The 21,999-nt window shown below is 43.5% G+C and carries 26 protein-coding genes; 23 read left to right on the plus strand and 3 right to left on the minus strand.

Annotated elements, in window-relative coordinates:
* Positions 1 to 501 precede the first annotated feature (501 nt).
* From BACFIN_RS07795 to BACFIN_RS07715, 17 genes are all read left to right on the plus strand, one after another.
* Positions 502 to 876 (plus strand): hypothetical protein, encoded by a 375-nt coding sequence (locus BACFIN_RS07795; RefSeq protein WP_032839693.1) that lies wholly within the window; start codon positions 502 to 504, stop codon positions 874 to 876.
* Positions 877 to 945: 69 nt separating this feature from the next.
* Positions 946 to 1,524 (plus strand): hypothetical protein, encoded by a 579-nt coding sequence (locus tag BACFIN_RS07790; protein ID WP_007754578.1) that lies wholly within the window; start codon positions 946 to 948, stop codon positions 1,522 to 1,524.
* Positions 1,525 to 1,593: 69 nt separating this feature from the next.
* Positions 1,594 to 2,019 (plus strand): hypothetical protein, encoded by a 426-nt coding sequence (locus BACFIN_RS07785; protein WP_007570671.1) that lies wholly within the window; start codon positions 1,594 to 1,596, stop codon positions 2,017 to 2,019.
* A 44-nt stretch (positions 2,020 to 2,063) separates the two neighbouring features.
* Positions 2,064 to 2,840, plus strand: coding sequence for a PoNe immunity protein domain-containing protein (locus BACFIN_RS07780; protein ID WP_007754579.1), 777 nt, complete (start codon positions 2,064 to 2,066; stop codon positions 2,838 to 2,840).
* Between the two features lie 52 nt (positions 2,841 to 2,892).
* Entirely contained in the window at positions 2,893 to 3,324 is a 432-nt protein-coding gene (locus BACFIN_RS07775) for an NTF2 fold immunity protein (RefSeq protein ID WP_004320608.1), read from the plus strand.
* A gap of 82 nt (positions 3,325 to 3,406) precedes the next feature.
* The gene (locus BACFIN_RS07770) at positions 3,407 to 3,817 is read left to right on the plus strand and encodes a hypothetical protein (protein ID WP_032839661.1); all 411 of its coding nucleotides are present in this window, start codon (positions 3,407 to 3,409) and stop codon (positions 3,815 to 3,817) included.
* Between the two features lie 1,116 nt (positions 3,818 to 4,933).
* Positions 4,934 to 5,518, plus strand: a complete 585-nt coding sequence (locus BACFIN_RS0219950) for an imm11 family protein (protein ID WP_032839662.1) — start codon at positions 4,934 to 4,936, stop codon at positions 5,516 to 5,518.
* A 61-nt stretch (positions 5,519 to 5,579) separates the two neighbouring features.
* Positions 5,580 to 6,329 carry a hypothetical protein gene (locus BACFIN_RS07760; protein WP_007754588.1) on the plus strand — a complete coding sequence of 250 codons (750 nt, stop codon included), beginning with the start codon at positions 5,580 to 5,582 and terminating at the stop codon, positions 6,327 to 6,329.
* Between the two features lie 78 nt (positions 6,330 to 6,407).
* Positions 6,408 to 6,812, plus strand: coding sequence for a hypothetical protein (locus BACFIN_RS07755; RefSeq protein WP_007754591.1), 405 nt, complete (start codon positions 6,408 to 6,410; stop codon positions 6,810 to 6,812).
* 76 nt (positions 6,813 to 6,888) lie between these two features.
* Positions 6,889 to 7,323, plus strand: a complete 435-nt coding sequence (locus BACFIN_RS07750) for a hypothetical protein (RefSeq protein WP_007754593.1) — start codon at positions 6,889 to 6,891, stop codon at positions 7,321 to 7,323.
* A gap of 58 nt (positions 7,324 to 7,381) precedes the next feature.
* Positions 7,382 to 7,897 (plus strand): hypothetical protein, encoded by a 516-nt coding sequence (locus BACFIN_RS07745; RefSeq protein WP_007754596.1) that lies wholly within the window; start codon positions 7,382 to 7,384, stop codon positions 7,895 to 7,897.
* Positions 7,898 to 8,095: 198 nt separating this feature from the next.
* Positions 8,096 to 8,539, plus strand: a complete 444-nt coding sequence (locus BACFIN_RS07740; protein WP_007754602.1) for a hypothetical protein — start codon at positions 8,096 to 8,098, stop codon at positions 8,537 to 8,539.
* A 269-nt stretch (positions 8,540 to 8,808) separates the two neighbouring features.
* Entirely contained in the window at positions 8,809 to 9,399 is a 591-nt protein-coding gene (locus BACFIN_RS07735) for a hypothetical protein (protein WP_007754624.1), read from the plus strand.
* A 60-nt stretch (positions 9,400 to 9,459) separates the two neighbouring features.
* On the plus strand, positions 9,460 to 9,981 hold the full coding sequence (locus BACFIN_RS07730) for a hypothetical protein (RefSeq protein WP_032839696.1): 522 nt from the start codon (positions 9,460 to 9,462) through the stop codon (positions 9,979 to 9,981).
* A 111-nt stretch (positions 9,982 to 10,092) separates the two neighbouring features.
* Complete coding sequence (locus BACFIN_RS07725) at positions 10,093 to 10,548, plus strand: hypothetical protein (protein WP_007754627.1); 456 nt, start codon at positions 10,093 to 10,095, stop codon at positions 10,546 to 10,548.
* Positions 10,549 to 10,686: 138 nt separating this feature from the next.
* Positions 10,687 to 11,544: a helix-turn-helix transcriptional regulator gene (locus BACFIN_RS07720; protein WP_007754631.1), complete on the plus strand. Its 858-nt coding sequence runs from the start codon at positions 10,687 to 10,689 to the stop codon at positions 11,542 to 11,544.
* An 89-nt stretch (positions 11,545 to 11,633) separates the two neighbouring features.
* Entirely contained in the window at positions 11,634 to 12,248 is a 615-nt protein-coding gene (locus BACFIN_RS07715; protein WP_007754633.1) for an RteC domain-containing protein, read from the plus strand.
* Between the two features lie 75 nt (positions 12,249 to 12,323).
* Here BACFIN_RS07715 and mobC read toward each other — a convergent pair whose 3' ends face one another.
* The 3 genes from mobC to mobA are packed head-to-tail and all read right to left on the minus strand — an operon-like array spanning position 12,324 to position 16,030.
* Positions 12,324 to 14,336, minus strand: coding sequence for a conjugal transfer protein MobC (gene mobC, locus BACFIN_RS0219955; protein ID WP_198134584.1), 2,013 nt, complete (start codon positions 14,334 to 14,336; stop codon positions 12,324 to 12,326).
* A 46-nt stretch (positions 14,337 to 14,382) separates the two neighbouring features.
* Positions 14,383 to 15,609 carry a conjugal transfer protein MobB gene (gene mobB, locus BACFIN_RS07710; protein WP_007754649.1) on the minus strand — a complete coding sequence of 409 codons (1,227 nt, stop codon included), beginning with the start codon at positions 15,607 to 15,609 and terminating at the stop codon, positions 14,383 to 14,385.
* Positions 15,584 to 16,030 carry a conjugal transfer protein MobA gene (gene mobA, locus BACFIN_RS23030; protein ID WP_005643552.1) on the minus strand — a complete coding sequence of 149 codons (447 nt, stop codon included), beginning with the start codon at positions 16,028 to 16,030 and terminating at the stop codon, positions 15,584 to 15,586. Before mobA ends, mobB begins: the two co-directional genes overlap by 26 nt.
* Positions 16,031 to 16,827: 797 nt before the next feature.
* Between mobA and BACFIN_RS07700 the strand changes: the two genes are divergently transcribed.
* The 6 genes from BACFIN_RS07700 (at position 16,828) to BACFIN_RS07675 (ending at position 21,997) form a co-directional block, all read left to right on the plus strand.
* Positions 16,828 to 17,586: a ParA family protein gene (locus BACFIN_RS07700; protein ID WP_005651629.1), complete on the plus strand. Its 759-nt coding sequence runs from the start codon at positions 16,828 to 16,830 to the stop codon at positions 17,584 to 17,586.
* A gap of 3 nt (positions 17,587 to 17,589) precedes the next feature.
* Positions 17,590 to 17,952 carry a DUF3408 domain-containing protein gene (locus BACFIN_RS07695; protein WP_007754665.1) on the plus strand — a complete coding sequence of 121 codons (363 nt, stop codon included), beginning with the start codon at positions 17,590 to 17,592 and terminating at the stop codon, positions 17,950 to 17,952.
* Positions 17,953 to 17,964: 12 nt separating this feature from the next.
* Positions 17,965 to 18,687: a hypothetical protein gene (locus BACFIN_RS07690; RefSeq protein ID WP_007754666.1), complete on the plus strand. Its 723-nt coding sequence runs from the start codon at positions 17,965 to 17,967 to the stop codon at positions 18,685 to 18,687.
* Positions 18,688 to 18,835: 148 nt separating this feature from the next.
* Entirely contained in the window at positions 18,836 to 19,135 is a 300-nt protein-coding gene (locus BACFIN_RS07685; protein WP_005651623.1) for a DUF4134 domain-containing protein, read from the plus strand.
* A 31-nt stretch (positions 19,136 to 19,166) separates the two neighbouring features.
* A complete protein-coding gene (locus BACFIN_RS07680; RefSeq protein ID WP_007754671.1) occupies positions 19,167 to 19,502 on the plus strand; it encodes a DUF4133 domain-containing protein in 336 nt (111 codons plus the stop codon).
* Positions 19,487 to 21,997 (plus strand): TraG family conjugative transposon ATPase, encoded by a 2,511-nt coding sequence (locus BACFIN_RS07675; RefSeq protein WP_005651620.1) that lies wholly within the window; start codon positions 19,487 to 19,489, stop codon positions 21,995 to 21,997. The genes BACFIN_RS07680 and BACFIN_RS07675 overlap by 16 nt, the downstream gene beginning before the upstream one ends.
* Positions 21,998 to 21,999: the final 2 nt, after the last annotated feature.

Below are 21,999 nucleotides of genomic sequence, written 5' to 3' on the forward strand. Positions count from 1 at the left end.
AGAATTGCTGTTCACACATATAGGGAAGTGCCTTTACGACAAAAGAAGCAATATATATTCTTGTATCCAAAAGGCAAATGGCTTTTAGACTCTAAGAAAAGATATTCTGTATTGAAGCAAAAATGGTTATCTGATTCCCTCTAAATAATAATTGGTAACAAGCCAAGTTAGCTGCTGAACGCAGCTCCTTGTCAAACCATTAGTGATAACAACAAAATTATAAACAATAGATATGATTGCAGGTGCGATAAATATTATACTCATAGCGATTTCACTATCGCTACTCTTTTTATTAAGAAAGAAAAAGTATAAAGGTGTAAAGAAAATAATAATACTAACAATATGCTTTGTGGCAGGTTTGTGTATTTTGTTACAAATAATTTCGTTGCTATATTTCTTCTTAGGTGATTTCTCCGCAGAAGAATTATGGTAAAAATATCACTAACGACGCAGGATAACGGCAAGCCGTTCCCTGCTGAACCATTAATGGTAATAAGGTATATGATAGACTATTTATATTATAGGTTTTATAGATTATGGCTTCATTCTTCTGTATCGGAAGGAGCCACATTTTTGGCAATGCTTTTGTTTTCGGTCATGTTAAGTACAAATGTATTAACCGCATGGGGTATATTAACCCAATACGGAATCATTGATTATCCGTCCGATACTCAATACTATATCATTGAAGGCAGTTTAATAGCATTGCTGTGTGGCAGATTTTTCTTCAAGAAAAGGTACAGAAGAATTATAACCAAGTATGAGGATGAAAACTCTGTGCAACGTAAAGCTGGAGTGTGGGCACTTACTGTATATATAGTGGCAACCTTTATTTGCTTTTTCATAGAGGCATTGCACAGACAAGGAAAAATATAATTTACCATTAACGAAGCAGGATAACGGACAAGCCGTTCCCTGCTGAACCATTAGCTGTAATTATATGACATGAAAATCTATGAGAATAAAATATTGAGAATACTTGGATTTATTTTTATTTGGATTTATGTATTCGGTGTGGGCATTTGCTTTGCTGCAAAATGGTATGCTATTGGAATATCGGGAGCTATCTTATTGGTTGTTTGGTTGAATTCCGGACTTATTGGTGATACTATTTATAAATATAGAGTAAAACAGGCTACAAAACAAATAAAAAGGCATGGAATACAATTATTTGTTGATTTAAACCAATGTGAAGTCACTACACAGAAATGGAATACCAAGAAATCAAGGATGCAAGAGCCTATCTTTCGGATATTCCATACATGGGAAATCCAATTTTGGAATGGTGTCAGTGGCTATTTATTCCCTGACATTTATCATAGTGAACAAATTGTGTCCACTACAATATGCACCGTAACGTACACAACCAAATACAATGGAAAGACAAAAACATTTCGCAGTGATGCAATCTTGAAGGAAAAAGTTTCATTGGAAATGCTATTGCAACACTATGGAATGACAACGATTTACATAAATCCGAAGAATGACAATCAATATTATTTTGATTTGGATTTTCTAAAATAGATACAGCTAACAACGCAGGATAACGGCAAGCCGTTCCCTGCTGAACCATTAATAACAATAGTGCGAAACATGAAAATTATAAAAATAATATTGTATTACTTACTATTGGTAAGTACGCTTTATGCAGGTGTCAGTATTATAAGTCCCTTATACGGAACAGGGTGGCATTTTTCGCTTGCATCTATGTATTGGGCTGTCTTTTCAGTGCTATTTATCGGAAGCGATTTGTGGCTACATCATAAAATATCACGCCTAATCGCCTTATCTATATTGGCACTTGCCTACTTAATGAGTTTTGAATATTATTTGTTTTGTGATGAATATAGATCCGTGGTTCATCAAGGTTCAAGCGGAAAGATTTTTTTAGCAGACATAGGCAAATTTCATAAGTATTGGTTTTATCAAGGTTTACTGGTTGCCTATCTGCTTTTGACAATTGGAGTTTCGCATCTATTGAGAAGGAAAAAGTTATTAACAAATCGGGATAACGCTTAACAGCGTTCCCCGCTTAGCCATTAACATCAAGACAGTGTACCATTATGGAAGCAAGAGATAAGTTTAGTACAAAAGAAAATTTTGCAACTCTTATTAGGTTGCAAACGGAATTTATTGATGATTGTAAAAAGGATATACAGGATTTGAAAGACAGTGAGGATAAAGGTATTCAACTATACAGCCTACCAAACAAAGAAGTTATTCAGAATAAGCATGAAACAATTTTAATGTATGAATATGATAATCTACTTGCAACTTATTCTATGGGAGAGAGTATGGATAAGATATTGCCGCTATACAAAGAAATCGTTTCGTTGATGCCTATTGCATGGAATAAAGACAATGGGTATATCCTTATGGTAAATATGCTTTCTATCGGTATATTGTTAGGTGTAGAAGATGCTATATTCTGTCAATTAGCAATGGTTTCCCAAAAGGAAAAACTGAACGATTTCTTAATAAATTATTTTCTTCACTACACATGTAAAATAGATGTTTCAGTGAATAGCGTTAATTTTTTATTTCCTCGCCCTTATGCGGCGACAAAGGAAGTTATCTCGTTTGCAGATAAAGATAAGGCTTTAAGTGTAAATAGGTTAAAGAAATATCTTTCACAAGAATGGTATAGAGGTCATTCCGGTTGTGGTTGGCACAACATGCACAAGATAAATATATCTGTACACTCCGGCTATTGGAGCTTTGAAAGCGGTGCATTGGTCAAGGTTTTGAAGCTGGATGATAGCAGCTTGAAAGGATTGCCCTACTATCCATACGATATGGTACACTGGAATGAAATTAAATATGATGTTAACGAAGCGTGATAACGCCTTACAGCGTTCCCCGCTAAACCATTACCAATAATATAGAACAGATATGGAAACAGAACTAAAAGAAACTATACAGAATTTATTGCTTCAATTCATGCAGAATATGCACGAGTGGGAAGTAATGTGTAATGATATTGCAAAGCAGAGTAAACTTTCATTTGAAGAACAGTTTAACAAGCAAAAAGAATTGGTATCAAAAATCTTTTTGACTTACTGCACTTCTCGTGAACGCAAGTATGGCAGACCTACTACTATATCTTATGGCAATGAAGGGTCGTATGAATATGATGTTAATGAAGAGAAAATTACCGATATTGTAGAAGAAGGGAAAAATAGAATTGCTGTTCACACATATAGGGAAGTGCCTTTACGACAAAAGAAGCAATATATATTCTTGTATTCAAAAGGCAAATGGCTTTTAGACTCTAAGAAAAGATATTCTGTATTGAAGCAAAAATGGTTATCTGATTCCCTCTAAATAATAATTGGTAACAAGCCAAGTTAGCTGCTGAACGCAGCTCCTTGTCAAACCATTAATGATAATTAAAACAAAAGAATTTATGGAGGAATATGTTGAAAATGAAAATGTTGTAGCAATCAGATTTGCAGATAATATAGAGTTTGAATTACCAATTACAATCACTGATACTGTTGACGTGATTACCATGTCAGTTTTGTTAGACGGTCATCTGTATAAAGTAAGTGCAGATGACGAGTTTTCCGCATTTCAAAAATTGCGTGATATACTTTTGGATAATGGGATAGGATTAAAATGTTGTGGAGCTATGATAAATGCACATCAATCTGGCATGATGGCAAACTCTGATAAGGTATATCTTTTAACATTGGGAAAGCCAGCTTTGCTAAAAGACGTTGCCACAATATATGATTATGCCGATATTCAAGAATTTCCAAACACACTTCAGCGAAAGAGATTTGTTGAAGAATGGTTCGATTCTTTGGAAAAGTAAAAAATATCATTAAAGAGGTCGAGTTAACAGCTTAACGCTGTTCCTCACCAAACCATTAATAACAACTTAAAGATGAACATAAAAAACAAGATATACCATACAGTCTATTTTCTTCTATTCGGAATAATAGTAGGTATTTTAAGGTGGTCTATATGTATAGTAGATACAAATGGGACAATGGATTTCACCCCATTTTTACAAGCGTTTTTGTTGATAGTCGCATTGTTATTGTTTGTAATATTGGATATTATTTTGCATAAAGTAGCCTTGAGGGCGATTTCGATAACCATTCTATTATGTTTCAAAATATGGTCTTACACTTACTATTTCAAAATAGAAAAATTGCAAGAATATTGGAGTGGACTTAAATATTCACCTTATGACGCATATCTTCCACCCAATATTGATGATTTCATTTTTGTATGGTTGGCGAGCCAGATTCTTGTTTTTTATTTGTTCTTGACGATAGGTATTTCATATCTAATGAAAAGAAAAAAGTTATTAACAAATCGGGATAACGCTTAACAGCATTCCCCGCTTAGCCATTACTGACAATTATATAATTGATGTTTTGTAACAGTCGCTTATGAAAAAGATTATTGACTATTTATTTTATAGATATTATTTGGTTTGCTTAAAAAATGAGGAATTTCCACGTTTTGGTGCAGCCTGCATCTTATCGGAAGTTATTTCAATAACTTATATGTTCGCATCTTTTTTGTTTTCATTTTTCTTGACAGGGAATTTCTTTTTTTCGTACATGTCTAAACTAACAACACTTATTATATGGATAATCGGCTTTATACTTCCTTGGATTGGTGTATACATATATTATAATAAGAAAAGGACTCTTGTATTATTTGAGAAATTTCAAGACAATATTTATAATGCCAAATATTCAGATAAGGCGGTATTAAGTATCCGGTATATTATACTTATTGTCGGTCTTCTTTTAATGCTCTTTCTTTATCAGTTTTAATAAAATCAAGCAAGTTATGAAGTATCAATAATTATTCATCGGATTGAGAAATATAAATAAGTCAGTAATAACAAAAGATAGCATCTGACGACGCTCCTTTCTAACCATTAATAGTAATCATATAAAGACATACAATTATGAATTATTTTCTTGAAATTTCATCACGTCCAAATTATCCATTATATTTTGATTTTAGAAAGAATGCGGACGTACCAAGTTCATTCTGTGCCGATTTACGTTCAGGGGTTTATATTCAGTATCCCTCTTCTCCATTAATTTATTGTGACTCAGAAAATAGTAGCGTATCATTCGACCGTTTACTATCCTATGATGTGCTTAATACTGTAGGTGGCGGGATACTTGTATCAAATAAAGTTAAGGAAGTCATTGAAGATAACTTTCTTGGCGAAGTCCAATTTTTTGATGCCATATTTTCATTCAAAGGTAAAAAATGTAATGCTTATACAACAATGAATATCTGCAATCAGATAGAGTGTTATGATATGGATAAAAGTATCTACACGATTGATCCTATAGATGAAAGTTATCATTTTGACAAAAGAGTTTTAATTGATTCTCCATTAGAAGAATATGGTATCAATTATAATATAGTACGTTGCTCATTAGACAATGAGATAGTTGTGTCTGACAAGTTCAAGAAAGTAATAATGGATAATAAAATTAAATGTATGTCCTTTATAAAGAATGAACTTTACTATTAACAAGCCAAGTTAGCTGCTAAACGCAGCTCCTTGTCAAACATTATAAACAATAGTGCAAAATATGAAACAGAAAATATACCATATCATTATCTTTTTACTCTTTTGGTTTTGTGGAGTAGCCTATTCACAAAATCCCAAAGCGGATATTTTGCAGCAAGACCTTTCGGGCTTGTTTGACAATTTAAGCATGATTGGCATATTAGGAGAAGATTGTAGCCGAATTGATATTCATATTACCGAAGTTCGGAAAATGGATAGTAGAGAATATGAGATAAAGGGTATCAGTCGTACCCGATTATCCGTAATCTGTCCGTTTAAGGGAAAGGTTTGTGTAGATAGCATTTCTTCCTGTTCCCAAATGATAAAAAGTGAATATACGGAAGTGGACGGTTTCATATACGGGCATTACTCGTTTGCGGAATACGGAGATAAACGATATAGCGGTACATTCTCCGGTTCTTTCAAGCAGGGGTATCGGATGAGCGGACAACAAATAGAGAAAGGACGGAATGAAATAGCAGAACTGAAATTGAACTTATCTGAATATCGGGGTAAGTGGAAATCCGCAAAGGGACTGACAAAAGTCTGTTCTTGGGCAGATGAGATTATACCCGATACTCCTGCAAACTTCTGCCTGTTTAATGATGCAGGCGAATGGGTTGTATCACCGAAATATCGTAAGAATGGTTGGGAAAATCTATATAATGCCTATCACAATGAAAATCTGACAACGGACGAGATACAAAAGGCTCGTGAGGTGGAAGAACAGGAATGGTGGGTAAATAAAAGCCAATCATGCAAAGTAAATTGAGTTTATAACAAAGCGTGATAACGCTTACAGCGTTCCCCGCTTAGCCATTAGTAATAACTTGATAAACATAAACGAAGTATGAATGTAAATAAGATTATTTCTAAAATCAACGATATGAATCTTCAATCCGAAGAAGATTTGCAAGAGGTAGAATCTGTTTTAACTGAAATGGATAATGCTTTAATCGAGCCTTTGTTTAGATTGCTTGAAAGACACCCACATTTCAACTTTGGCAATCCCGGTCGTATAGTCCATTATTTGGAAAAATTTGATAATAATACTTATGCTCCTTTTTTATATGCTTCTATTCGTAGAGTGCCTACTGAATATAATATATGGATGCTTAACAGATTCTTAAACTCTATTGACACTTCCGAAAAATCAGAAGGTATAGTGATTTTAGAAGAAACATCGCAGAAAGATATTGATGAAGGACTTAGAGAATGGGTGAATGAATGTTTGGATGAACAGAAAGAGGAATGAATTATTACTAACAAGCCAAGATAGCTGTTGAACGCAGCTCCTTGTCAAGCCATTATAAACAATAGAACAAATTTTTATGGAAGATTCCGATATTCTAAAGAGATTTGACAATGATAAGCTAATAGATGTTGTGAAAAATTATAAGCGTTACGGCTATGATGATGAAATTCGTGATTATGCTATTAATTTATTGAAAGAAAGAGGCTGGAGCGTTGAGGATTTGAAAACATTCGGTTATTGGGAAAATTCCGATTACGAAGAAGCATTGATACAATACAAAGCTTATTGTAGAAATTCACTGATAGCTGTCTGTGTCTTGGTATTAAGTCTTTGTATGCTGGCGCCTATCTATCTTGTATTTGTTTTTATGGCATATCGGAATGTATGTAAGTTCTATCAGGCATTAGGGAGAAAGGAAGAAGCCGTATTCTCCTTTGACTTGTGTTGGCATGTTTTGTTGTTCTTCTACCTAAAAGAGAAAATGAAAGAGGAGTTGAAAGGAATAAGATAAGTTTATAACAAAGTCGAGAAAACAACTTAATGTTATTTCTCACCAAACCATTAAAGGCATGAGGAATTTATTGGAAAAATATTACAACATCAATTTTTACAGCTCTTATAAGTTGCAGTTTTTCATTTTTAGGAGGATGCTAAATCTTTTCTATTGGCTAAGTTTCTCGAAATGGAAAAACGGCTATATAAATCGGTGCATTTCGACTAATAAGAGACATGAAGCTGCCGGAATGGATAAAGGTATCGATGTCTATATCAGTGATTTGGCACTTAGCACCCCATGCATCATCAGTATTTGGGCATTCTGCCTTGTCTGCCTTGCTTGTATCAAGATTTTCAGGATAAGTCTATTAAGTATTTTGAGAAACGACATCATTTTTATTTCATGGCTCGTAGTCTTCGGGATATGCGGGTATTATGTCAATGAAATATTCTTATTCAAGAGGGACAAATACAGGAAATATTTCGCCGAGTTTGACAAAAAGAAAAGGTATCTGCTCTACTACGGCATCTATGTCGTTTCCCTGATTATACGGTTAGCGACATTCTATTTATTGCTCGCCAGCGCATGAGGGAAGACAAATTGAAAAGTAAAAAATAATTATGAGCTATATTACAGCAGAAAGATTGGGAAGAGTTCTTATATGGGCATGGAACAAGTATGTGAAGAAAACTGCCATTCCTTACAAGGAAATTGACTTTCATTATTCGGATTGGGTCTTTCTTCTGACAGGTATTTTGCATTCTGGAGAACATAATTCATCAAATATATGAATAAGGAAAGGAAAAGAAGCGGTTACCATATTGAGTTTATAAATCCCCGACAAACGAAGAAATATAAATTTTATTTCTTTGACTACTTGTATTACATGGGGGAAATATATCATGAGAACAGATGGGGCGAGAAGAGTTGGCGTATGTCAGGTCCTGGTGTACTGATCTGGTATTGGTGGTTAATCTTATATCCTTTCCTATCCATTGGGTTAAGATATATAGAGAACACCGATATCGAACTTGCAATATTGTGTGTTTGGGGAATGTTCCCGATCCTCTTCTGTTTTCTACGATACCACAAGACAAGAAAGTATGCCCTGATGAATTATTACGATGGGAAAAAACGCATTGGCGTTATAAAACTCTTGTTTACACCTTTAGTGTTGTTTATATTGGAACAGTGGCTATTTGAGAGATTGGGATTGACAGGTAATTTATAGTATAATTTGAAAAAAATAGGCTACTTCGTTAGAACATTATGGTGTAGGTGAAGTCGTAAAAACAGTTGTTCCAAAAGGGTATTATCCCCACCAAAGAATGGGTGGAAACAGTTCTCTCCCGATATAAACTGGAAAGGTGCAGAGCTTGATACTGCCTATATAAAGAAGTTGAATTTGAGAATACCATAATTTGATGAGAATAAAAATAAAATGTTAACAAGGTCGAGATAACAGCTAACGCTGTTGCTCATCAAACCATTGATTGAAATATGACGAAATATAAATTATTGTATATAGTTCTTGGTATCCATATCTTATGTGGAATACTTGGTTTTATAGTAATATGTACAGTTCCAGAAACAGATCATATACGATGGAATATCGGATACATTATCGGATATATTTTCGTGTTATCTTTGATTTTTTCCTTTTTCATACACATCCCTAATAAATTACCCAAAGGGATCAAATATGGCATACGAATATATAAAAGTATCTATTTGCTCAGTCTTATTATAGGTCTATTAGTTCCTAAAGGACTATTTGTGTTGTTGATATTATTCATTGACTATTCAAGCAATTCCAAGAAGATAGCTGAAGACAATCAATATATAATTCGTTATTATGTAACGTCATCCCTATTTGATGATTTTAATGAAAAGAGAATATATAAGAAACAAGGAATAATAGAGAAATATATTGGTAGTTTTGATGGTGGTGATGTTACTCCACATAAGAGGTATGAGATACATTCTTTTCATGTAGATGAGAGTCGAAACATATTTATTGGACACTGCCATTCATTACTTAATGCTAAAGACACTGTCATGTCTTTTCCAATTGTAAAATTTAATAATTGAGTTTATAACAAGATCGAGATGGCAGCTAAACACATTGTTCTTACAGAAAAAAACGGCGGAATGAAAGATTTGATGGAGAAATACTATAATATGATTTATTATTGTGCATATAAAATATTATTCTATTTTTTGTACAGACTTATTAACCCGTTTTATTGGATCGGGCTGAAGAAATGGAATAATAATTATATAAACCGTTGTATATTGATTAATAAAAAGTTAGAGTCCGATACGTCTGATAAAGGCATTGATTCATGGATTTCAGTCTTGGCTATTACTTCTGTGTATCGAATCAGCCTTTGGATAATTGCCGTTATATGTATTATCGGCATTCAGTTTTCAAGAATAAAAACTTTATTAATAACTGCATTTATATCTGATTCCATTTTTTTCCCTTTACTAATAGTTATAGGATTATTTGTGTATTATATTAATGATTATTTTTTATTTAAGAACAGCAAGTACAGAAAGTATTTCAAGCAATTTGACAAAGAGAAAAAATATGTGCAATATTATGGTATCTATGTGATTTCCATAATTATACAGTTTGCAACTTTCTATATATTACTCAAAAGCATATAATGAAATAACTACTCATCTAATAAAGTCAATATATTAATACCCAGTATTTCCCTCAAAGTCAACAAATAAAACTGAGGGAAAAGGAAGTGAAACAGATTAAATTAGTGAACAATGAAAATCAAGGAATATGATACGGACGAGCTATTGCTAATCGCCAACAATGTAACCGGCGAATATACCGACAAGCAGGTGCGGCAGGCAAAGCTGGAACTGTACAACCGAGGCGTGGACGACAAGGTGATCGCCGACATCATGGAAGAGAAGGAGGAAGCCTTCATGCGACGGCTGGATGCCGCCGCACGTGCTGAGAAAGCCCGCATGGACAAACAGAACGAGAAGAACAGGAATGTCAGTTACCGGTGGTGGGAAATGCTCGTCATATTTATATTTGCACCGTTCTATCTGTGCAGGCAGCACTATCTGCCAAGCGACTTCTTCCCCAAACTGAAACAGCTGAAAGCCGAAAAGTATGATTTGAAATTCAGGCAACGGATCATCTGTCTGCTTGCCGGAGATATGGTCTGGATTTTCATCTACTGGGTGTATTATTCCTTTGTAAAGAATTAAAGGATGAGATGAAGTCCCTAATTCCATTTCCAGACACGGAAGCATTTCCGGCGAAAAACGGAAACGGTAACCGGTCTATGGCGGTTATCTTTGCAGGATTTCATACATTACCGATTTATCCATTAAAAACACATTATCATGGAAACGAAGTTTATCGAACAGCTGGTGATGACCGTACCGGAATCACTGAGAGAAACAACCCTTGCCCTCCAAACGGAAGTGGAGGAACTGCTAAAGGCGAAAAGTACGAAAAAATTCCTTGTACTGGAACCCTATTCCCGGAATACGGAACTGTGCCGCCATATCCTGCGGCGTATGGAAAAACTGCCCGAACTGCCTTCCGTGTCATGCAAAGAGTACCGGCCATTGCTGATGCTGCTCTCCCTCTCCAAAGAGGTGGAGATACAGAACGACCTGCTGCACCATTTCGTCGAGCCTTACCGGAAAGCGTACCGCACGCCGGAGATGCTCTATCTGTGCGAGGTGCTGTACCATACCGGCACTCCACAACCCCTGTACAACATGTGTAATGAGGTATGCGACTACTTCTTCGTGGAACGGCGCAAACAGATCAGCCGGCAGTACACACCGCTTACCGAGCTGGATTTCCAGTTTGCCGAGAAACGGCTGAAGCCGCTGTATGCCGCCGTGTTCCGGATGAAGGTGAATCGCTACAGCTACCGGACGCACAGTGTGGAGGAACTCGCCGGAATGTTCTGCATGAGCGTTTCGACCTTCCGTGACAAGTTCCGCAAGATCTACCACCGCCCGGCCAACAGATGGCTCCAGGAACAACGTATCGGACAGATACGGCGGGACTTGAAATATTACTATGACCGTCCGCTAATGGAAATAGCCGAGAAGAACGGATTCGCATCGGCCAACCGTTTCTGGGAGTTCTGTACGGAACAGATGAAGCAAAGTCCGAGCGAGCTGCACAAGGATCTGTACGATGAACTGTGCAAGGAACGCCGTAAGTTCTATCTGGGCGAATAGACACCGGCATTTTCGGCGAAAAGCGGAACAGGCATGTCAGGCAAAGCGCTTACATTGAAGCCATTTTCATACTTAAACGAAAAAACATTATGAAATTATTCAATGTTACCCCTTATCTCCTGTTGCTGGAACAAGAGAACAGCAACGAGGAAACACTGTCGAAAGCCAATGCCGAGTTCGTAAAGGAAGTGTACGAGCTACAACGTGCGGAGAACGACATCACCATTGTCCTTTTCCAGCTGCAATACCTGAGTTGCAGGCTGGTCATCCTGCGCGAGCATTACCGCACGGCACAGAAGGAACATCTGATCTGCTACTCCTATATCATCGGCACTCTGACCTATCTGGAAGGGATGCAAGCCCACTGCAAGTTCGCCTATGAGATACATCCGGCGGGTGCGGATGTTTCCACCGTACCGGCCGGAACCCCTCCGGTCATCTGGACATCGGAAGTGATAAATCTGATAGAGTTGCTGTACGCCTGCCACGAACTGAAACTGTTCAACGGCGGTGATGTCACGCTGAAGCGTGTGGTGGAACACGTGTGCGGACTGCTGGGACTGGATGTGAAGAACGCTTCGAGCTACTACGCACGGATACGCAGGCGAAAGGCGGACGAGCGTACCTACTTCATCGACCGCCTGCGTGAAGTGATGCTCAAACGGATGGAAGAAGATGACGAGAAACATTACCATAGAAGGTAATCCGATTTCCGGAACGAACGGAATCCCCTGCAAGCCATAGCCGCTTACAGGGGATTTTTTCCGTTCGGCACATCGTCATTTGTTCAGTTCCAGAAGGTGCTTGAGGGCGGGATCGCTGGCGATGCGCTCCAGCTCGTCGGCCACGATCCGTTTGACATCCTCCTTGATCCGGTTGTAGTTTTCCTGTACCATTTCCTTCATGTGATCCACTCCGTCATCGTCCACGAAGCCGGTGATAACGGGTATCTTCTGATATGCCTTCTCCTCTTCGGCTATTTTCCCGGCATCGACGACAATCTCGCAGTGGAAGATTTTCTGCTCAATCCTCTCCCCGAAATTGTCGGCTACGGAGCCGACGAACATCCCCTGTGTCAGCCCGCTGATCTTGCTGGGTGGAATGAGGCTGTCCATTTGGGTGGATATGGAGGTGGAAACATCCTGCCGGTTGATGGAGATGGAATGGCGTTTCTGAAGTATCTTGCCGAACCTCTCGCTGAGGGTCTTGGCCGTTTCCCCCACGACCTGCCCCGAAAAGATGTTGCCAACCGTGTTGATGATCACCTTCGCCTCCTTGTCGGTATAGTCACGGATAAGCTGGCTGAAATCCTGAAAACCGAGCAGCACGGCGACCTTGTTGCTGCGTGCGGTGGCTATCAGGTTATCCAGCCCCTTGATGAAAATAGTGGGCAACTCATCAATGATAATGGAGCTTTTCAGCCTGCCCTTCTTATTGACAATCTTTACAATACGGCTGTTGTACAGGCCGAGCGCAGCACCATAGATCGCCTGCCGGTCGGGATTGTTGCCTATGCAGAGGATTTTCGGCTCGTCGGGATTGTTGATGTCCAGAGAGAACTCGTCGGCAGACATCACCCAATAGAGTGCCGGCGAAATCATACGGGACAGGGGAATCTTCGCACTGGCGATCTGTCCCATGAGCTGGTCGGCGGCTCCCGCCAGCCACGCATCGAGGAAAGGACTGAGGTAGTTCTCCAGTTCGGGATAGGAGGACATGATGGGAAAGATCTGCTCGTAAGGCTTGTTGAGGAACTCGACGGCATGGGGGAAGGTGCAATACCTGTCGTCCTTGTACACCCGCAGAAACCAGATGATGGCGGCAAAGAGAATGGTGGGCGACTCAACGAAGAAATCGCCCTGCTTCGCCGCCCACGACCGGTTGAGATTGAGCATGATGCTGTACGAACTCTCGTAAGCATCGGAGATGTCGGTCATGAACTTCGGGTTGAGGGGATTGCAGCGGTGGCTGCGTGAGGGATCGTCGAAGTTGATGACATAGAACTTCGGCGGCACTTTGTACCCCTCCAAATGGTTGAGCAGGTGATTGTAAGCAATGGTGGAGAGGTCGGGAAACTTGAAATCGTAGATATAGGCGGCATAGCCTTTCTCTATCTGCTGTTTGATATAGGAATTTACCACTGCAAAAGACTTTCCCGAACCGGGCGTTCCCAGTACGATGGAGGCACGGAAAGGATTCACGACATTGATCCAGCCGTTGTTCCACTTCTTGCCATAATAGAACCGTGTCGGCAGATTTACAGAATATTCGTTTTCGATAAGCCTTGTTTCCTGCATGAAACTTTCGTTCTCGTTGTTGAACACATCGTCCATAAGGTCCTGTTTGAGAAGGCGGGAGATCCATACACCTGCGGCAAGCAGGCAGAGATAGCCGACGGCAAGAGTGAGTATATAAAAGGCGGTGCGTGCCATTAACGGTACGGGCAGGCTGAGCAGCCACCAGTTGAAAAAGAAGAGGACAACACCTGCGGAAAGGGCTGTCCAGATATGCGCCCATTTGATTTTTTCCTCCTTTACACCTTTCGTGCCCAGACACGACAGGGCAAGGAAGGTAACGGAGAAAAGCTTTGTCCAAAGGATGGAGCCGAACAACCCGGTCGTGCGCTGGAAGTTCAGCAGAATCCTGTCCACCACTCCGATACTGACATTCCACTCCCGGATGGCCGGATAGCAGAACCAATAGATATTGACAACTACGAACAACACGCTGAGGGCACGCATAAAGTCCATGACTTTCGCCAGTCCCCTGAGATCATCTTCTTGTGACATAATACTGAGTTTTAAAAAGTTATCGTCTTGATAATTATGTAATACGGGTTCAGTCCTGACGGCCGTAACGCCGACGGCGTTTCTTCTTGTCGGGCTTCAGTAGCCTGGGATGCCGGGGGACATAGTTCAGCTCCGGCTCCATGCCGGAAAGTAGCCCTCCCAGAATTTTCTCCCCGTTTCCGGAAACCACAGCGGACGGAACGGACGGCAGAAGTGGCGGCAGGAGATCTTGCGGCCGCTCCTGAAAGCATCTGTCCAGCGTGTTCGCCGAAAACTCCTTGCCCAGACGTGAGCCGTTGAGCACGGTGCGGCTGCGGTGGTCTATAAAGGTAACGCCATAAATCCTGCCGGTTCCGTTGCGGCGGAGAACCAAGTCTATCTGTTCTTTCGCCAGCCGGCTACGGAAATCCCGTTCGTCCACGGACCGGCGCAAAGCTTCGGCCACTAACGGCCGAAGCCGTTCACGGCACGGGGCGGACTTGATTCTTGCGGCGGATTCCCGCATCTTCCTATCCAACTGCTGTGCACCGGCCGTTCTTCCCAGCCGGGAGGACTTTATGGGAGTGGCCGCCGTTTCGCCGTTGCCGTCCAAAGCGGTATAGAGTATGCCGTGATAGGTGCGTCCGCCAATTTCCCCCTTCACTTCTTCCACTCCTATATTATACAGGGAAAGCAGGGCACGGAGTTCGCCCATTGTGCGGAAGCTGTAAAGCTCGAGCAGGGGTTTGAGGGTACAGGCGATCTGCCGTTTGATGTCCCCTTTTGCAACATCTACCGGCTTCAGCTGCCACTCTTCGCCTTTCTTCCGGCCTTCCGCCGGATGCAGGCCGTATTTCTGCTCCAGAAGTTCGGTAATCTCCTTGCTGCGACGGTATTCGAACTTGTCGGATACTTTCCTTCCCTCACTATCGACACGCAGGGAAACGATGTGGATATGATGCCGGCCGATGTCCTCGTGCTTAAAGACAAGATAGGGCTGGTTGCCGTAACCGAGCCGCTGCATGTATTCCCTGCCGATTTCCGCCAGCTGCCCGTCGGTCAGCACATCGTCGGGATGCGGGTTGAGGGAGATGTGTATGACCGGCTTCTCGGTGCGGTAATGGTTCGGCATCCATTCGAGAAACTGCCTCACGGATTCATCCGGACGGAAACGCCCGTCTTCGGGATAACGGAGGAGATGTGCCGAAAGGACTTTCGCACCGCCTTCATCGACCTTGTTCTGGTTGTAGGCCAATGCACCGTACAAGTTCTTACCCACGCTGATCCTGGCTACCATGTGAGGCGAGTTTTTGGGAAAGTTCGACAATCCGGCGGTTCAGCTCCACGAGTTCAAGGGTGAGCTTTTCAAGTCTGTAAAGCAGTGCCAACGCTTTCTTTTCGGTGAAATGGATGTGCAACTCCTTGACTGCCTGATTGTAATTCACTCCTATGGCACGGAACTGCCGGAACAGTTCCGTGAGCTTGGCCACATACTCCATTGTGGCACGGTCTGTCCGGATCACCCTGAACTCCTCGTTAAAGATCCGTGCGGCAATGAACTTGGATTTGGACAACAGGCCGGACTGCTCAAACATGGTGAGAAACCGTGCATGGCCGGCTTCGTCCAGATTGACGGTTTCACGGCGGACGGCCGGGTTCGACTTGGGCAATCTGCCCCCTTTTCCCCGTGTGCGGGGACGCTTTTTCTCGTTGTTCATATATACGTTTTTTATGTGGTACAACTCCACCGGGTGGCATTGCCGCCGTCTGTTTCTCCCCCACAATTTGCGACTTCGGAGCAAATTGCAGCCCCCTGCAAGGGCAAGCGTTTTTTGCTGCAAAACGGAGTGGTGCTGCAAAAAACACAGCTTGCTATGTTCAGGCGAACATAAATCTTTCCTCTCCGAAGAGGAAAGAGCGCTTTCGGGGGAAAGCGGGGATTGACGACCGACGAAGGCAAACAGCCCACTTCCGGTTGGATGCCGCAAAGTTAGGAAGTGATATAATCAGTTGTATATCACCAATATTAGCCACATTATGCCAAATAGAAGCCACTTGTACACACAGGTGGAACAGGAGGAAAAACGGGCGGCCGATGATGGCTGAACCAACGGCTGAGGATGTGCCTGAATGGGATGCGTAATGGCGGACTGAATGCCCAACCGATCAGATAACCAATCAGACGGTCAGCCGTTGCAACGTTGGTGCGGTCGTCCGGCTGACCAGCCAACCAAGCGGATAACCTTTTGTTCGGGCAACCTGTTCATCGGTCGGTTGTTTCCTTGGCTGATTATCCGACAGGCAATACAATCCAATAATATCATGTATGGTCGGACAAGTATCCTATTGGCCAATCAGACGGACAATACTTCGGTCGGTCGGCTGTTCAGTCAGCCATTCCACGTCAGGAGTCGGCCACTCGAACCCCTCCGTTCCCAAACCATGAATTCCCCTTCTTTTTCCTTCTTTATTTGCGGCGTTGATTCAAAAGTATCATTTGTAAACAAACTGCATCATGGAAAAAGAAACACTCTTTATCGCCTTTTCCACGCAAAAAGGCGGAGCGGGAAAAACAACGCTGACCGTGCTGGTGGCAAGTTACCTGCACTATGTGAAAGGGATGAATGTAGCGGTGGTGGATTGCGACTACCCGCAACACAGCATTGCCGAGATGAGAAAACGTGACCTGAAAACGGTCATGGAGGACGAGCATTACAAACTGATGGCGTACAGGCAACTGCAACGGATAAGGAAGAAAGCCTATCCGATAGCGGAGAGTACGGCTGAGGATGCTGTCGCAAAGGCGGACGAACTGCTGGAAAAGATGCCGGAAACGGACATCGTGTTCTTCGACCTGCCGGGCACGGTAAACAGTACGGGCGTGTTGAACACGCTGGCGAACATGGACTATGTCTTTTCCCCCATTGCCGCCGACAGGGTGGTAATGGAAAGCACACTCCGCTTTGCGAGCCGGCTGAATGACACGCTGATCGCTACGGGCAAGACGAATATCAAAGGTCTGTACCTTCTGTGGAACATGGTGGACGGCCGGGAGAAATCGGAACTGTACAAGGTGTACGAACAGGTGATCGGCGAGCTTGGACTGAAAGTGCTGAATACCTTCCTGCCGGACAGCAAACGGTTCCGCCGTGAGCTGACGGGGGAACATAGGGCATTGTTCCGTTCCACGCTGTTTCCTGCGGACGGTACGCTGGTCAAAGGCAGCAACCTGAAAGAGATTACGGAAGAACTGTTGTCCATTATCAAAAAGTAGGCTATGGGAAACGAACGGAAAAAAATAAACCTGACGGATATTGACGAGGACTCCATAGTCGCCTCGTTCAAGGAAGGCAGGCAGACGGACGGGCAGGCACAAGCAGCCGGAAATAACGGACAGTCCGGTGAAGAGAACGGATATGTCCGTCTGTTCATCCACGAGTCACCGGTCTGCGCACGGCTTGGCAAGACAATCTACCTTCGTAAGGAGTTCCATGAACGGATTCAGAAGATTGTCCAGACAATCGGGAACAACGAGATGTCCATTTTCAGCTATGTGGACAATGTGCTGGAACAGCACTTTTCCACATATCAGGACGAGATTACGAAGGAATACAGAAAACGAAGTACCGAACTGTTTTAAACCCCGGAAATCATGTCAGCAATCTTATTCTTACTTACCGGCGGCTATCTGCTGTGGATAGCCGCCTACCTCTTCCACGAGCGGAACAGCCGGAGGAAGAAAGCGGAAAAAGCCGGGCAGATCCTTACCCGGATGGCGGTGGACGTGAGCGAGATTTTAGGCAAAAGCACATTTTCCCTTAGCCACTCCACGCCACAAACACCCGAAAAAATTGAAAACGAAAAATCTGTAAGTGAAGCAGATACTTTTGCATCGGAGAAAGAAAAGTACCCGAAAACAGTTTCCGCCGAGGAACTGGACAAGCTGTTTGCAGAAGGGAGTCCGCTGCCGGAAGAACTGGAACTGATGGAAGATATGGATGTTCCGCTGGAGTTCCGGAAAGAACCGGCGGATGACAATCCTCCGATAGATGATGACGAGCAGGACAGACGCCTGCCGGGATGCACGCCGCAAGCCACGGGCATCCGCTTCGAGGACATGGGACTGGCGGTGCGTGTGGCGGTCAGCGGTGAAGCGGCCAGTGAGGAGGAAAGGATTCAGGCCGGAAAGACGCTGGCGGAACTTCGCAACACCCCGATGTTCGAACAGCTGACCTCCGGCGATGCGAAACGTGAGGAACGGATCGGCTCGCTGATAGAACTGCACCTTGCGGCATACCGCAAGCGTAAACAGCCGGACAGCGAACCGGCGGCAGAAACCATACCGGACACTTTCTCCATAAGCGATATTGTCTAACGAATAAAGTAAAACGTACATGAAAAAAAGAGATTACGGATAGCTGACGGTTCATTCTTACCAGTAGAAATCCAGACAAATTTAATTAACAACCGGATACGGCGGACTCTTCCCTCCGTCGTGTCCCTCATTCAAATCCATTTATTTTATGAACACGAAACAACTTGTATTAGTGGCGGTCATGCTAATCGCCACAGGCTCGCTCCATGCGCAGGGAAACGGCTCGGCCGGTATCGCAGAGGCGACGAAAATGGTAACAAGCTACTTTGATCCGGGAACGAAGCTGTGCTACGCAATCGGAGCCGTGATCGGCTTGGTCGGCGGGATTAAAGTGTACAATAAGTTCAGTTCCGGCGATCCGGACGTAAGCAAGGTGGCATCCTCCTGGTTCGGTGCGTGCATCTTTCTGATTGTCGCCGCCACTATCCTGCGTTCTTTCTTCCTCTAAAGGACAGATTCGCCTATATATAATAATTTATATGGACTATGAACTGAACAAGGGGATCGGCGAGAGTGCGGAGTTCAAGGGACTCAAGGCGCAATACCTTTTTATTTTCGCCGGCGGGCTGCTGGCTCTGTTCGTGCTGTTTGTCATTCTCTATATGGCCGGTGTCGGCCAATGGCTCTGCATCGCTTTCGGTGTAACCTCCGCATCCGCACTGGTCTGGCTGACATTCCACCTGAACGGCAAGTTCGGAGAACACGGACTGATGAAGCTGCTGGCCAGAAAACAGCACCCCCGCTACCTGATCAACCGGATCAGTCCCCGAAAATTATTCACGATTAAAAAGAAGAATGTATGCGGAACACACTAAAGGCCGCCACATTGGAAAGCAAGTTCCCGCTTCTCGCCGTCGAAGCGGACTGTATCATCTCCAAAGATGCGGACATCACCGCCGTCTTTGAGGTGGAGCTGCCCGAACTCTTCACGGTAACGGCAGCTGAATACGAGGCTATCCATGCGGCATGGGCAAAGGCAATCAAGGTATTGCCCAATTATACGGTGGTACATAAACAGGACTGGTTTATCCGGGAGGATTACCGCAGCCAGACGGACAAGGAAAATCTAAGTTTCCTTTCCCGGAGCTACGAGATGCACTTCAACGAACGTCCTTTCCTGAACCACAAATGCTATCTGTACCTGACCAAGACGACGAAAGAACGCATGAGGATGCAGAGCAGCTTCTCTTCGCTGTGCAGGGGATTCATCATCCCCAAGGAGGTGGACAAGGATACCACCGCTCATTTTCTGGATACGGTGGGACAATTCGCCCGTATCGTGAACGATACAGGGCTGGTACACCTAAGACGGCTCGTCGGTGATGAGATTACGGGCACGGAGGATAAGGCCGGACTGGTGGAGAAATATTTCTGTCTGTCAATGGAAAATACCACTGCGCTGGAAGACATCGAACTCGGAGATGACGGCCTGCGTGTCGGCGACAAGCACGTATCGGTACATACGCTATCGGAACTGGATGCGTTGCCCAACAAGGTGGGTACGGACTGCCGGTATGAAAGGCTGTCAACGGACAAAAGCGACTGCAAGCTGTCATTCGCCAGTCCGGTAGGCCTGCTGCTCTCGTGCAACCACCTGTACAACCAGTATATCTTTCTGGATGACAGCGGCGAGAACCTGCAACGTTTTGAAAAGAGCGCACGCAACATGCAGTCGCTTTCGAAGTACTCACGGAGCAACCAGATCAACAAAGAGTGGATTGACCTGTACCTGAATGACGCACACTCTTTCGGGCTTACCTCGGTACGTGCCCACTGCAACGTCATCGCATGGACGGACAACCCGATGGAGGTGAAGAACATGCGCAATGACGTGGGCAGTCAGATCGCCATGATGGAGTGCAAGCCACGCCATAATACAGTGGACGCCGCCACGCTGTACTGGGCGGCAATGCCGGGAAACGGCGCTGACTTCCCGGCAGAGGAGAGCTTCTATACGTTCATCGAACAGGCCCTCTGCTTCTGGGTGGAAGAAACGAACTACCGCAGCTCCGTTTCACCTTTCGGACTGAAGATGTCAGACCGTATCAGCGGAAAACCGCTGCACGTGGACATCTCCGACCTGCCGATGAAACGTGGCGTAACCACGAACCGAAATAAATTCGTATTGGGCGGCTCCGGTAGCGGCAAGTCATTCTTCATGAATCATTTGGCGAGGCAGTATTATGAACAGGGCACACACGTGGTATTGATCGACACGGGGAACAGCTATCAGGGACTTTGCTCGCTGATACACCAGAAGACCGGCGGCAAGGACGGCATCTATTTCACTTATACGGACGAAAACCCGATAGCGTTCAACCCTTTTTTCACGGATGATAAGGTTTTCGACATTGAGAAACGAGAGAGTATCAAGACACTGATCCTCACACTCTGGAAAAAGGACAACGAACCGGCGACACGTTCGGAAGAAGTGGCGCTGTCCAATGCGGTAGCCCTGTATATCAGGCGCATCAAGGAGGATGAAAGCATCGTTCCCTCGTTCAACACCTTCTACGAGTTCGTGAAAACGGACTACCGGAAGATACTGGAAGAGAAGGGAGTCCGGGAAAAGGATTTCGACCTTGCGGGTTTCCTGAACGTGCTGGAACCTTATTACCGTGGCGGAGAATATGATTTCCTGCTTAACTCCGACAAGCAGCTCGACCTGCTCGGCAAACGGTTTATCGTATTCGAAATCGATCAGATCAAAGACCACCCCATTCTTTTTCCGGTAACGACTATCATCATCATGGAGTTGTTTATCAACAAGATGCGCCGTCTGAAAGGGGTGCGCAAGATGATCATCATAGAGGAAGCGTGGAAGGCTATCGCCAAGGAAGGGATGGCGGACTACATCCGCTATCTGTTCAAGACTGTCCGCAAATTTTACGGAGAGGCTGTTGTGGTGACGCAGGAAGTCGATGACATCATTTCCTCGCCTATCGTAAAGGAGTCCATAGTGAACAACAGCGACTGCAAGATTCTGCTTGACCAGAGGAAGTACCTTAACAAGTTCTCGCAGATACAGTCCCTGCTGGGACTGACGGACAAGGAAAAGGCGCAGATCCTGTCGGTGAACATGTCCAATGACCCGAAACGCAAATACAAGGAGGTCTGGTTCGGATTGGGGGGCGTACAGTCAACGGTGTACGCCACGGAGGTATCGCCCGAAGAATATCTGTGCTACACGACCGAAGAGAGCGAGAAGGTGGAAGTGGAACAACTGGCGAAACAGCTGGACGGCAATATCGAACTGGCTATCCGAAGGCTTGCGGAAAAGAAACGGAATCAAAGCAATGAAATACCGTAAAT

It is taken from the genome of Bacteroides finegoldii DSM 17565 (assembly GCF_000156195.1).
Taxonomy (GTDB): domain Bacteria; phylum Bacteroidota; class Bacteroidia; order Bacteroidales; family Bacteroidaceae; genus Bacteroides; species Bacteroides finegoldii.